Annotated in this window: 17 protein-coding genes and 2 tRNA genes; 3 read left to right on the top strand and 16 right to left on the bottom strand. The window is 50.7% G+C overall.

Annotated elements, in window-relative coordinates:
* Window positions 1-76: 76 nt before the first annotated feature.
* A tRNA-Thr gene (locus tag PHE17_RS20925) sits at window positions 77-145 on the bottom strand.
* Window positions 146-207: 62 nt separating this feature from the next.
* Between PHE17_RS20925 and PHE17_RS20920 the strand changes: the two genes are divergently transcribed.
* The 3 genes from PHE17_RS20920 (at window position 208) to PHE17_RS20910 (ending at window position 2,247) form a co-directional block, all read left to right on the top strand.
* Entirely contained in the window at window positions 208-1,191 is a 984-nt protein-coding gene (locus PHE17_RS20920; protein WP_301017870.1) for a site-specific integrase, read from the top strand.
* Between the two features lie 275 nt (window positions 1,192-1,466).
* On the top strand, window positions 1,467-1,664 hold the full coding sequence (locus PHE17_RS20915; RefSeq protein WP_301017869.1) for a hypothetical protein: 198 nt from the start codon (window positions 1,467-1,469) through the stop codon (window positions 1,662-1,664).
* Between the two features lie 64 nt (window positions 1,665-1,728).
* Complete coding sequence (locus PHE17_RS20910; protein ID WP_301017868.1) at window positions 1,729-2,247, top strand: hypothetical protein; 519 nt, start codon at window positions 1,729-1,731, stop codon at window positions 2,245-2,247.
* A gap of 90 nt (window positions 2,248-2,337) precedes the next feature.
* On the opposite strand, the gene PHE17_RS20905 is transcribed toward PHE17_RS20910, so the two are convergent.
* The 15 genes from PHE17_RS20905 to PHE17_RS20835 all read right to left on the bottom strand — a co-directional run bounded on the left by PHE17_RS20905 (window position 2,338) and on the right by PHE17_RS20835 (window position 12,297).
* Complete coding sequence (locus PHE17_RS20905) at window positions 2,338-2,508, bottom strand: hypothetical protein (protein WP_301017867.1); 171 nt, start codon at window positions 2,506-2,508, stop codon at window positions 2,338-2,340.
* Window positions 2,509-2,863: 355 nt separating this feature from the next.
* Window positions 2,864-3,124, bottom strand: coding sequence for a hypothetical protein (locus tag PHE17_RS20900; protein WP_301017866.1), 261 nt, complete (start codon window positions 3,122-3,124; stop codon window positions 2,864-2,866).
* A 273-nt stretch (window positions 3,125-3,397) separates the two neighbouring features.
* Window positions 3,398-3,832: a hypothetical protein gene (locus tag PHE17_RS20895; RefSeq protein ID WP_301017865.1), complete on the bottom strand. Its 435-nt coding sequence runs from the start codon at window positions 3,830-3,832 to the stop codon at window positions 3,398-3,400.
* 50 nt (window positions 3,833-3,882) lie between these two features.
* Window positions 3,883-4,665, bottom strand: a complete 783-nt coding sequence (locus PHE17_RS20890) for a hypothetical protein (protein ID WP_301017864.1) — start codon at window positions 4,663-4,665, stop codon at window positions 3,883-3,885.
* A gap of 14 nt (window positions 4,666-4,679) precedes the next feature.
* On the bottom strand, window positions 4,680-5,702 hold the full coding sequence (locus PHE17_RS20885) for a type IV secretion system protein (protein WP_301017863.1): 1,023 nt from the start codon (window positions 5,700-5,702) through the stop codon (window positions 4,680-4,682).
* A gap of 14 nt (window positions 5,703-5,716) precedes the next feature.
* A complete protein-coding gene (locus PHE17_RS20880; protein ID WP_301017862.1) occupies window positions 5,717-5,926 on the bottom strand; it encodes a hypothetical protein in 210 nt (69 codons plus the stop codon).
* Window positions 5,919-6,653 carry a hypothetical protein gene (locus PHE17_RS20875; RefSeq protein ID WP_301017861.1) on the bottom strand — a complete coding sequence of 245 codons (735 nt, stop codon included), beginning with the start codon at window positions 6,651-6,653 and terminating at the stop codon, window positions 5,919-5,921. The genes PHE17_RS20880 and PHE17_RS20875 overlap by 8 nt, the downstream gene beginning before the upstream one ends.
* A gap of 116 nt (window positions 6,654-6,769) precedes the next feature.
* Window positions 6,770-8,536, bottom strand: a complete 1,767-nt coding sequence (locus PHE17_RS20870; RefSeq protein WP_301017860.1) for a type IV secretory system conjugative DNA transfer family protein — start codon at window positions 8,534-8,536, stop codon at window positions 6,770-6,772.
* A 793-nt stretch (window positions 8,537-9,329) separates the two neighbouring features.
* Entirely contained in the window at window positions 9,330-9,527 is a 198-nt protein-coding gene (locus PHE17_RS20865; protein ID WP_301017859.1) for a hypothetical protein, read from the bottom strand.
* The gene (locus PHE17_RS20860; protein WP_301017858.1) at window positions 9,517-9,753 is read right to left on the bottom strand and encodes a hypothetical protein; all 237 of its coding nucleotides are present in this window, start codon (window positions 9,751-9,753) and stop codon (window positions 9,517-9,519) included. Before PHE17_RS20860 ends, PHE17_RS20865 begins: the two co-directional genes overlap by 11 nt.
* Before the next feature lie 84 nt (window positions 9,754-9,837).
* Window positions 9,838-10,647: a DNA-primase RepB domain-containing protein gene (locus PHE17_RS20855; protein ID WP_301017857.1), complete on the bottom strand. Its 810-nt coding sequence runs from the start codon at window positions 10,645-10,647 to the stop codon at window positions 9,838-9,840.
* Between the two features lie 240 nt (window positions 10,648-10,887).
* Window positions 10,888-11,214, bottom strand: coding sequence for a hypothetical protein (locus PHE17_RS20850; protein ID WP_301017856.1), 327 nt, complete (start codon window positions 11,212-11,214; stop codon window positions 10,888-10,890).
* Entirely contained in the window at window positions 11,211-11,492 is a 282-nt protein-coding gene (locus tag PHE17_RS20845) for a hypothetical protein (protein ID WP_301017855.1), read from the bottom strand. Before PHE17_RS20845 ends, PHE17_RS20850 begins: the two co-directional genes overlap by 4 nt.
* 2 nt (window positions 11,493-11,494) lie before the next feature.
* The gene (locus tag PHE17_RS20840; protein WP_301017854.1) at window positions 11,495-11,833 is read right to left on the bottom strand and encodes a hypothetical protein; all 339 of its coding nucleotides are present in this window, start codon (window positions 11,831-11,833) and stop codon (window positions 11,495-11,497) included.
* 388 nt (window positions 11,834-12,221) lie between these two features.
* Window positions 12,222-12,297, bottom strand: a tRNA-Thr gene (locus PHE17_RS20835).
* Window positions 12,298-12,348 lie beyond the last annotated feature (51 nt).

Genomic DNA, 12,348 nt, shown 5'->3' with positions numbered 1-12,348 from the left:
ACACAACAAATGGCAATTAACCGGCATACACCCTCAAAAACAAAAACCGGCAATCGCCGGTTTTTATTGTAAATCCTGGTGCCGCCTATCGGATTCGAACTGATGACCTACCGCTTACAAGGCGGTTATATTACCTTGTAACGGCGTGGTTTGTAGCGTATATTTACCTTTCTTGACGCAATTTTGACGCACTGAAAGGAAAACATCATGGCAGCAGTTCGCAGGCGTGGTGACTCACAATGGCAGGTGGAAGTCCGCAAAAAAGGCTATCCGGCACAGCGCCGGACATTCATCAGCCGTGCGGATGCAGAGCGGTGGGGAAAAGAAACAGAGATTGCAATCGAGCGTGGGCTATTTTTTGATAGAACCGCATCCGAACGTACCACATTGCTGGAGTTGATCGAACGATACAGGCTTGAGGTAGTGCCAACAATGAGGGGTAAGCACGTCAAGCCTGCCTTGAACCAGTTGCAAGTTTCTCTTGGCCAATACGCGTTGGCCAGTATAACCGGTGAGATGATCGCCAAACATAGGGATGCCAGGTTAAAGACGGTGGCCGCATCCACTGTAAAGAAAGAGATTAACCTATTGTCCAGCTTGATTGACTTGGCTGGAAAGGAATGGGGTATACCGTTGGCGGCGAACCCATGCAAGATGGTTAAACGCCCACCCGAACCCAAGGGCCGCGACCGAAGGCTTGAGGCGGGAGAAGAAGCGCTGCTGCTGAAGGCATGCGAAGAGTCTGGCCATGAATTAACGGGTATCGTGCGTGTTGCGCTGGAAACAGGTGCGCGACTTGGTGAATTGCTCGATCTACAATGGAAACACGTCGATCTATCAAATCAGACTGCTCGATTACTCGACACAAAAAATGGGGAGGATAGGACTATCCCACTATCCAGCGCGGCTGTAAGTGCACTTAAATCACTCCCTGTTCGCCACATAAGCGGGCGTGTATTCCACAACTGGGCGGCCTCGGATAGTTTCAATAAAACATGGTCGCGCGCGGTTAAACGCGCAGGGATTGAAAATTTGAAATTCCACGACTTAAGGCATGAAGCCGTATCGCGCTTGTTTGAAAAAGGTTTGAATCCCATGGAAGCCGCGTCAGTGTCGGGTCATAAGACGCTGGCAATGCTCAAGCGGTATACGCACTTGCGGGCAGAAGATTTGGCGAAGAAACTGGGCTAAAATCTGCTCCATTCCAGCTTTTACGTTTCATTAAAAATAGGGTTTTTGCTTATTTACCTTCTTTAAAGTTGGATATAAAGTGAAGCCATTTCCATGAAGAAATCTGTAAATATGCCGATAAGAAATAGCTTTTGGTATAAAATGAACTGCTTTATTAAATCTAGATCATATTCAGAGAATTTGACATAGATCAAAGAATTTCGGCGCTTGAGCAAAGAAAATTGCTAACTTAGGTTTATCAAAAACATACATATTTAAAATTCTAGAGAGCAATCATGGATAACTTCAAAGAAAAGGCTATTGCTATTTCAAATAAGTTTCCTTTTAATCAATTTCAATCTGTAGCGGCAGCTACAAATGGGGCTGGTGCAGAGGATGCAAAAATATCGTCTTGTGATAATCATCTTGACGCTGCATTTATGGCTTTACTTGATAAGGGCGCACATTTAGACAGTTCTAGAATGCCGCTGTAATTTTAATTTAATATCAAACTTAACAAGCCTGTCATATGACAGGCTTGTTTTTTGGAGAGTAAGAATGCCTCATCCGCTTGTTATGGTAAATGGCTCAGACTGGACAAAAATTCTTAAATACCTCAAAGAAACTATTGTATTTTTAGCATTGCATGATGGGATTAGCGATGAAGCAGTAGAAATATTGATTGGAAATTATGTTAAGGCAATCGAAGGAAGCAAAGACGATATTTTCATACAAACAGCAATAGGAATTACTCAATATTTAAATTTTTATAACGTAATTCCTGCGCAAGGAATTGGGGATGAGTTTAAGGGAATATATTTTACTGGTATTGCCGTATCCGAACATTTAAATAATCTTGGATACGCTGATTTGAATAAGCTACATTTGAGAGCAGTACTAAGATTGCTAGATTTTCGGTTAGAAGAGCCGCACAAAATTAGTAGGAAAGCATTAACTGATCGTATACGATCGGTAATAGATAACAATGCTGTTAATGAACACCTTGGAAAATATGGATGGTATTTAATATATAAATGCCTATATAACTCAGTGAACAATAAAACAAAAACAATTTAGTTTGAACTTTTTTTGTAATTAATGCATTGGTCAGGCGAGTAAATTGAAAAGGCCGGATTTCTCCGGCCTTTCTCTGTCCACCCCTTTCAGTCACCCCTCCACCGCATCCGCAAGTCGTCCGGCCAGCGCAGCATCGCTCCTGGCAATGTGTGCGATGAGGATATCCGCCGCCGCGCTGTGGCCGTGCTGCCGCACCGCATCCACCACGTCGCCGCCGGTCATGTCGAGGTAGGAATTGCCAATCTTGATTGCAACTTGCATGATGTGTTTCCCCTTTCGTTTTGATTTTTTGTACCGGGAATAGTCCGGTCAGGAGCATATTACTCGCTCAACAAATCAAATGCAAGTATTTGATTGCATTATACATTTTGCATATCAAGCAATACATTTTGTATATCACTGCCGATGTTGTTGAACATGCGGGTGTGTCGTCGGCAAATCAGGCACATGGGCTAACCCGTAAACTGTTCCGTAACTCATCGCACCCAAGAAAATCCACCTGAAGATTTTCGCAAACAACCCCCCAACGAAACCTCCCATATCCCATCCCAGCCTGCCGCCAAACCCCATTGCAAACGCCTTCTTTATTAGATTCCACATGATTTCCACCTCCTGGTTATTTCCGATTCGAATTCTCAAGCTCTTGCAGTTCTTGCCACTGCTCTGCTGTTATAACACCCGCCATGCAAAGTGCTTCGCACCCCCCGAAGAATCTACCCGCCTGCCAGCCGTAGCCGTATTGGTCATCTCGGTTCGCTTGACTTGTCAAAAAGTCCATCGCTTTTTGGTTCTGTATTTCCCAACATGTCTGTTGGTGAGCCTCGCGGGGCGCCGAAGGGGCGCGGTTTTGTGTGGTGGAATTGTTTTGTGTTTGCATGGTGTTTCTCCTTTTGTTGGGTTACATGCCTGTCGGAGCCGCCTCACCCTGTCCGCGACGATCTGACGGGCGTTTAGACGGGGGCACACGGCATGACAGAAGTGAACGAGTGGTGCGGCCAGCGCGCAGGGCGGTTTCATCGCCCGAGCACTGCCACGGTCGTTCGCGACCGCGTAGCGGTCTGGCGTGACTTGTGCGTTTTTCCCGGCTGCCCGGCATGTCGGCGCAAGGGTGGCTCCGAACAGGCATGTTTAACAAAAGGAGTGGCAAACACTAAACGGCTTTTCCACCACAAACCGCGCTTGCGCGCTTTGTACGCATGATGAAACGCGTTTCATCATGCGTTTCTTTGATGCCGTGATGCCGGAAATCAGCAACCGCAGGCGCATGCACGGGACGAATGCTGCGAGCGGTCGCGTTAATGGAGCGTAGCGGAATGGTCGCGTTGCGAGCGTGCAGGAGTCTCCAGGGCAAAGACGTAGGGCAGAGGATTGAGGACATGACGGCGGTTTTGCCGCGTTTAAACGTGATGCCGGGAAGCCGCAACCGCAGGGCAGCGGATAAAGGCATGACGTTTGCGGCATTGGCAAGGCGCTGGCCGCCCGAAGGGGCGAGACCAAAGGGCTCGATCCGCGACAGCGGACAACATAGCCGGTCGCCGAAGGCGATGCCCCATAGCACTACAAAAGCACTTTGAAAGCACTTCATAGCACTTTGAAAGCACTTTATAGCACTACAAAAGCACTTTGAAAGCACTTTCACTGCCTCACCGGATAACTAAGGGTATTCCGCAACCCAATCGACTCAGCCTCCCTGCCTTGCTGATAAGCATCAGTCAAGGCAGGGTTGATGCTGCGCCTGGCGCTATCGTCCGCATCTCTCCGCGCCTGCATGGCAACAAGCTGATTCAGCGATTTGCTCATATCGATATTGACCTGCGCAGTAGATGCATAAATCGCCGCGTTAGCCTGGGAAACGCAAAGCTCGCCGTCGCATTTCAACGCTTCGGCATGGGCGTCCTGCACGGCCTGGCTTTTTGTCTGCAAATCAGCCATGGACTGCTGTTTCTCTGCCAATTGCTGTTGCGCCCACTTGTTATCCGCCCGTGCGCCCTCGCCCAGCTTGGTGTAATACTGAGTGGGCGTCATGCCCAGGCTTCGCATGGTCTGTAAGTCGACCGAGAGAACTTGGGACGCATTTGCCGATGAGGTGGAAAGCGCCAGCAACGAGTTGGCCGCGTTCTGGTATTTGCCCAGACCGCCCGGGGCACCGATGTCCTTCTGGTAGGGCGCCATGAGGGCGGCAGCCCTTACGGGGTCTGCGGCCTTCAAGTTTTGGTACATCGTCGCAAGTTGTTTGTACTGGGTGATGTACTGCATGGTGGTGGTGTAGTCGATGTTGGCTTGAGAGGCGGTGGAAGCCACCAGCTCGCCCTTGTTTATCAACTGCGTCATTTCGGTAGCGCCACCCCCCATGCCGCCCCCGGCAGTAACTAAGCCGGAAGAGAGGATAAGAGGGATTGCGATTATGATTTTTTTCATGATGTTCCTTTCGGTTATGGTTTAGGAGGGGTGGGTGGTGATGTGTTGCTCAGTTTTGTTATGTTTACAACACTGCTTGGATGCGGTGTAAGTTGTGCTGCCAGGCCGCCAAACAGGGATTGTGTGATGCTCTTCGCATTCATCAGCAGCGTTATCATTGACAAACACAACATGCCATTGAAAATCATGATCGCGGTCAGCGGGAGCTGGTCGCTGGGCGTGGTTTGCGCAATTGCATTTATCTTGTCAAGCATCAACAAACAAAGGCTGATGAGGCAAGCCAACACAGGCTTGAAGAAGATCGCACCGACCATGAACGAAATCCAATTCGTCATTAGCGAACGGAGTTTGCTGATGATGGACAAGGCTAAAATGATCGGCCCGAAACACAGCCCAATGTAAATCAGGACGTTTGCAGCAAGTACGCTCATCCAACAAATTGCAAACGCACCAATGACCAAGGCCACATCAATCAAGGTCATTGCTGACCCCGCCAATCCGTCAGCAATCCCAACCAGCAGGCTGGACACCGGAGCGCCATCCCATAAGCCGACAAACGCATCCCACAAAGACTTTGACTTTGCCGGTGCGGGTGCGGGTGCGGCTCCCGCAGGGGATGGGGTGGACACTGGCTGTTGAGAAGGAAATAAAGACGAGGACATAACGCGAATGGTCGGCGCGAATTTTTCAGCAATCATATTGCCCAGCCCTGCCGGTGCTTGGCCACCCGATGCAATAGTTACCAACTCATCACTGATTTTAATTGGCGCAGGCACGACCATGGTGCCCCAATTCCAGATGAGACCGGCAATAACGATTGCAGGGATTGAGCTCTCGGAAAAACGGATCAACGCAGCTTTGCCGGTATCGGAGATCATAATTATGAGCACAACCAGCATTTCCAGGCTGGCAGCAACCGCAGCAATTTCAAGCGAGTAGGTTAGCCCCTGCCCTTGCGCAAAGTTCATTGCCATGGACTGTCCTGCACTGTCCACGCTCTTAAAAACTTGATCGAACACTGTAAAGTCGAGAGCCATTTTTATCCTTTCACTTACCAGGTTTTCGCGGATGTATCAGCGATTACGGTACGTAAAACAGACAGTGCGTCGTTTTGCATTTTGATAACTTTTGGTTGCCAGCTAGGGGATGATGGAAGCCAATAGGTGTCGCCAAGCCAGGCGAATGCATACGTGAGCAACAACAGCATAAACAGCCGCAACCCAAGCGCGGCAAGGATGTTACGGTTGCGCTGGTTATCCATGCTGATCCTCCACAGGCGGCCAGTTTTCAAAGTTGAAGAACTTGAATCGGGCAAAGTGCTTTTGCTCAAGCCTCACCGTCTCACCCGCAAATTTGACGCTTTCGATTTTGCGAAAGGCATTGCCAACCAGCTTCTCAATACCAAAAGGGCAGACGAAATGCACCTCTGCATATTTGCCGCTCTTGATTTCCAGCAGGTAGGCAATGACCAATTCGGCATATCTCTTGGGGGTCTTGGCATACCGCTCAACTTCAATCGCAATCCTTCGTCCGTCGGGCATGGTTGCAACGGCATCAGGCACTTTTTTGAGATTCTTGGCACGAAGTGCACGCTCCGGCGTCCAGTCGCGCCACCCGGAGTTTTCGGCGCGAAGGCGCATGCGCTGGCCTTCCAGCCGGTGCATGATCCAGCCCGGCTGGGTGCGGCCCAGCTCGAAAAATGGAGCGCCTGCGGGCGCATCGGCAGCAGCGAGGCCGTGCGGTGTGATGCCGAATATACGAATATTTCGGGCATTAACATTGTGCAGTTCAGATTTGAGGAAGCCAGCTTTTTCAAGGCTTTTCAGCGTTGATTCTGTGCGTTGACGGCTCAGTTGCAGCAACTCGGAGGAAATGTTGGTTGAGGTGTAAACCTCGCCGCAGCTCAAAAATTCAAGCAAAATTTTTGACTTTGCTTGCTGTCGCGCGAGGCGTTCTGCGTGAGTCATGACTGGGAGAGGTGCGCGCATCGGTTGCTCCATTTGGTATCGATAAAATCACCTTACCAAATCGCCAAAATCACCCCCCTTTTTTCACCACACCCCGCGCGCTCGGGTGTGGTGAAATGTGTTGATAATGTTAGGCTTTAGAATGGATCGAGCGCGCTGGTGCTGCGCGCTGGTGCTGCCGCATCAGGTACGCCAGAAAAGGGCGATGGATTGGACACATCCAGCGATTCAGCACCCGTCTGAACGCTTGTGCCTTTCGCTTCGATAATGCGAACGGCAGCGGGCGATTTCGGCACTTTCAGGGGTTGGATTGAAACGAACTTAGGCAAGCCTGCGCCATACAAAACAGATACTGACGGTGGCAGGTTGCGCAGCATATTCTCATCTATAAAATACCTCTCCGCTTGCCGGATAGTGCGTTTGTTGTCGACCTGTTCGCTGAGTGCAATATTCTTTTCAACGCTGCGCGCCTCATCGTCAACGAGTATTTTGCCGGACATCTTTGCCAGCCATTCGGCAGTATCCGGGCTTTGCACCTGATAGCAGATTTTGATCCGGCAATTCTCAACAACAGCATCCACCACCGCATCAGGATTTAAATCCTTGGTGCAGTCCTTGAGGTCACCCAACGACTGGTGTGCAAGCACCAGGTGCACGCCTTTATCTCTGCTTGCGCCCAGCCCTTCTAGCGCTGGTCTGGAAAGGTGATACTTCACTTCATCCAGCACGATGCACACTTTACGGAGTTCGCCGGCCATGCGGTCGCGTCGCTCCGCGAGCTGCAACAGGCGCACTAGCAGGATGCGCTGCGCGGTCTTGATGATGTCATTCCGCATGCTGCCGACTATATAGACGCATCCGCCTTTATCGATTACGTCAGCCAACGAGACGCCGCCAGATTTGGCGTTGATGCTGGGCGTCTCGGCCATTTCCCGTAACCGTCCATAAAATTTTTCGGCGTTTTCCCAACACTCTTCTTGTGCTGCGTATGCTTCTGCAATAGTAAGTTTGCGGTCAGCCATCAACCGCGCGGTAGCAAGCGCTTCGTGACGGTCTGCGATTCCATGAAAATCGGATATATCACCTTTCTCAGTGAGGCTGAATCCTGCCTGAAACAGCTCAAATGCCTCATCCGCTGTCGCGCCCTCAAACAGGTTGATCTGCGCACCATGCGGGCGATTTAGGTTGATAAAGTGGTATGGCTTGCCGGTGCGTTGGGCAGCGTTGAACATTACGCTGGGCGCCCATTCATCATTCTTTGGATCGCAGAAAAAGACCGCCTCGCCGCGTTCCAGGAATTGGCTCGCCATCACGCCGAGGCTGATACCTTTACCCCCTCCGGTTGTTCCGATGACCTGCACATGAGGGGCGGATGTGCCTTTCCCGAATTCGATGTATACAGGTTTTTTCTGTTCATCCAGTCCAAGGAATACGCCTTTTTGCTTATCCATATACTTGAGTGGATCGAAGTTCAAGGCCACCTCTGGAGTGTGCTTTCCTATTTCTCGCACATCTGTTTTTTTGTTCCTTTCCTGCGCCGATTGCACTGTCAGCTTGTTTTTGGCTGTATCAAATATCTGCACCCCTGATCGCAACATCCACACTGCGCAGGCGATGCCAACCGTGAATGAAAATACAAAGTAGAACAGGTCAAACAGCGATGGGGTTAACCAGACGTTGTACTCAAGTATTGCGATAATCGGAATTAAAACAAAAGCGCAGAGCAGAAGGAAAGGCGGTACGGCGCAGAGCGTGTAGAGCCGCGCTCTTACTGTAGGTTGGGTGTCGTGGCTTTTGCGATTCAAGGCAAAAACAATGAAGGCGCCCATGAAGCCGACTAATGGGAATGCTGAGGCGAATTTGATTAAGGCAGACAGGATGTATGTATTGAGGATAGTTAGCATGGTTTACCTCCTTGATATTGATAAAAACACAATACCAAAGTGCCAAAATCACCTCCCCCCATCTTCTGGAAAACAAAAAAAGGATGAAACACGTTTCAGAGGGGCCCGGTTGCGCAGCAACTGGGGGTGAGCGCGTTCAGCGCGAGCATCATGGAGCGCCAGCGGAATGACGCGGGGGCCGCAAACAATTTCTGTGCCCCAGCACAGAAAAGGTCGCCCCAGCGACCGGTTGTTTGTGGGGTGCAGGCCGCAGGCCGGAACCGTCCCCGAAGCTCGCTTTAGCGAGCGCTCGGGCAACCCATTTTTACGGTCGCGAACGCGAGCCGACCGAAGGGAGGCCGACCAAGGATGCAAGCGAAGCGCCGCATCCGAGGGAGCCTGAAAATGGGTTGCCCGAGCGCGGAGCGCGAAGGGGACCCATGAGGAAAGACGAAGTGCGCGGGCGTCCAGCCCGCGAGTATCCCGTCCGCCCCCAGGCGGCTCGCGAAGCGAGAGGGATACGGCACGATGTCTTGCCGATTGCCTTTGACTTTCAACGAATTCGCAGAATTCGAGTAGCCCGCAGGGCGCGCACTTTGCGATACATGAAATGTATCGCCAGCAGGTCGGAGACCGGCCTGCTGCTCACGCATGCAATGCGGGCAGCACATGCGGGCAAGGCAAGCAGACAGCGCATTTTGCTGTCCTCGCTCGCATCATGTGCTTGCGCAACGCATCAAAATTGGAGGAAAACGATAGGCGAAAAAACAGCACCCAGCAATGGGGTGCTGTCGAAAAAATCCGCTGGATTTTTTCAGTTTGCCGGTAAGTTTTCTGCTGCGATTTGAGTCAAGGATGTGCGCAAAATTTCGTCGGGCAGAGACAAAATTTTGGCGAATTCCGGCCAGCCGATGATTTCGGATTTTCTCTTTTCTAGCTGCTGAGCTGCTTCAATTTCACATTCCAGCTGCTCGCGTTTTTTGAGAAGCAAAGAAAGTGATTTAGTGCGCATTTTGCACATCCTTTTGCTGCTCGATCCGCGCCAGTGCATCCAGGTCAGACTGAGTAATTGGCGGCATATGTTGCATTGATCCAACGAGCCAACCGATAACAAAAATTAGCATACCAACCGCCACACGGTTAACAATTTTTACTATCGCCAACCACCGTACGGCGCGGTGCAGTCCAGTAAAATCAATTGGCTCCAGCTCTTCCTTTTCCAGTTTATTGCTCTGCATATTCCCTCCATTGTTTTTCGATTATTTGATGTATCAATCGATACAAAAATACGATACCAAAGTGCCGAAATCACCCCCCATATTTCAACATACGGAAAAGCGAGCAGCAGCGGCAACAGTCCGCACCGCATACCCTTCCGCATGTCTGCCTTTCCTGCCCGCTGTTTGTGCCAGCCGCGCAACAATTTCTTTTTGTTGCACGCCATTTTTTAATTGACGTACGCACCACGCAAAATCAGCCTCAGATTGCGAGCTGCAATCGCAATCTGATTTGCGGGGGGAAGGCACAGGGGGGGTAGCGCCTCGTGGCGCTTCCCGAACGGCAGACTCGACCACATCTTTTGTAATGGGTTGCAGTAGGTGCGCAACGCTCAGGCGGTCACCACGCGGCCACCCCACCACATTCACCCACTGCCCGCCGCGTTTGTAATTTTTAAAACACGGCGCTCGGCTGAACTGGACGCCTGACACCGCGCCAACATCGCTGCCAATCTTTTTTTGGTAATGTTGCTGCACCACCAGCCGCTGCGTACGTGTTAAATTTTCCCGCGTAAATATCCAAACTTGGCATCCGCCCTCTGTACTTGTTTTTACAACCAGCGCTCGATTTGTGTTTGCGATTTCCCGCGCTTTTGCCTCATCCACATCATCCAGAACAAAAAATGGATACTGGATAATGCTATCCTCATTTTTACTGCACACTGGACGCAGGTAGATGTCGCACCCCCGCGCATTTTTTTGCCGCATCTTCGCCAATATTTTCCGCAAGTCCGCGTTCCGGCATTTCCCAAATTCCCACCTCCAGCCTGACCTGTCTGCTTTCGGATTCACCACCCACCCCCATTCCCAAGCGAATACGCCCGCTTCCTTGCTCAACTCCTCCAGCACCCGCATCTGCCTATCTTGTATGCTCATCTCAAGTTAATCCTTATGCAATTCAAATGCTCGGCGAGTGGGTGGACTTGGCTGCGCTGCGCTTGCCTGCCCCCCCCTGTGTTGCTTTTGGTTTTAACCCCAATTCAGGAGATGTTGGTCGGTAGTTTTTCATTCATCAAAAATTGGTGAATGAAAAAAATGGCTCAAGAATGCGGGTTTCAGAGGTGATGCCTCTAAAACCCGCGCCGTTGCTTGCTCTCATGCCAGCGGGTTTTTGCGTGGGATGCGGCAAAAACAGCGCTCATGTTTCCACTTACCCCGCCCCCCGCTGCCATGGTTCCGCCTGATCAGCCATCCTTTTGCCTCCAATTCTCTACAAATCTTTTGCCATGTTGTATCGCTACCAACACCCGCCAAAGCCATTAAAAGTGCTTTTGATGGCTTTTTTGGGGATGAGAAGGCATACACCAGGATGGCTCGTGCCGATGCGCTTAAATCTGTTTCAGGCAAGAGCACGGCGGGAGGAAGGGAGGCGAGGACGTCGGTGGGCGGCTCGACCTCAAACTGTATGGAAGTCGTAGTCATCCCAGCACCTCCTCTGTCCGCGTCCCATGCACGCCACCGCGGGCGCGGCAACGGCGCAGGATGTGAAGAATTTTTAAACGATACTCATTTGCGTCTTGCCTGGCATACGCGCACAGTTCAATAAGCTCAGGCCAATAGGCAAGCAACAGAAAGTGGGCATGCTGTTGCTCGGTCTGGTCAGCGCCACAACGAGTGCAAATTTTCGCGAGCGCCCTGCGCGCTTCGACCTGCACCGCAGCCTCGGCCTGCTGGATTTGAAATGGGTATAGGGTACTCATCTTTACACCCTCCCTTCCGCCCGAAGCGCTTGGATTGATATCGCACGCCGCTGCGCTTCCAATTGCTCACTCTTCTTTGGTCTGCCTTTAGGGGGTTTGGGCGGCTGCGCGACTGGCTTGATAACTGTCAGATCATCAAGGTACTGGGCGAGGTCGCAGACGCGCACCATTTTCCTGCCTAGATGATCGACGACAAGCGGAACTGGAAAGCGTTTTTCGTGTATTTGGTTGTAACTCGACTGCCGCGACTGGTTGAGTAATTTGCCAGCATCGACTGGCTTGATTAAAAGTGCGCCAGGGAATGTTTCCTGAACTATTCGCAGATGGGTAGACGTAGACATAGTTATTCACCTCGATTGATTCTCGACATGAACCCCTACGCCTCCCCCATTGTTGTTCACTTCAACGGGTTCTTGCTCGATACCGGCAATTAAATCAATTCATCACCGGCAAAGACCCCGGCCTTTTTTGCCAGGATGTGCACAGACGGGAATCTGTGCGGCCTTTGTGTCACCATATTACTTCATTTATACCACTTGTCAAGCATATTTTGGATTTACTTCTTTTACAATCAAGTGGATAAATATTTATCCACCTCGGCGGGCTTGACGCACTCTTGACGCAATTTTGACGCACTGAAAGTCAAAAACAGAGGGTAAAAAGGGGTAAATGCAGGTAGGGGTAGATAAAGAAAAAACCAGATAACTTATTGAGTTAACTGGTTTTTATTGGTGCCGCCTATCGGATTCGAACTGATGACCTACCGCTTACAAGGCGGTTGCTCTACCAACTGAGCTAAGGCGGCGTTTAAAGACTGATGCGGCTTTCAGAGACGTGCACTTTCAAATGCTGTATT

The organism is Thiothrix sp. (assembly GCF_028714775.1).
Taxonomy (GTDB): domain Bacteria; phylum Pseudomonadota; class Gammaproteobacteria; order Thiotrichales; family Thiotrichaceae; genus Thiothrix.
This window is presented reverse-complemented; position numbering and strand designations above follow the sequence as displayed.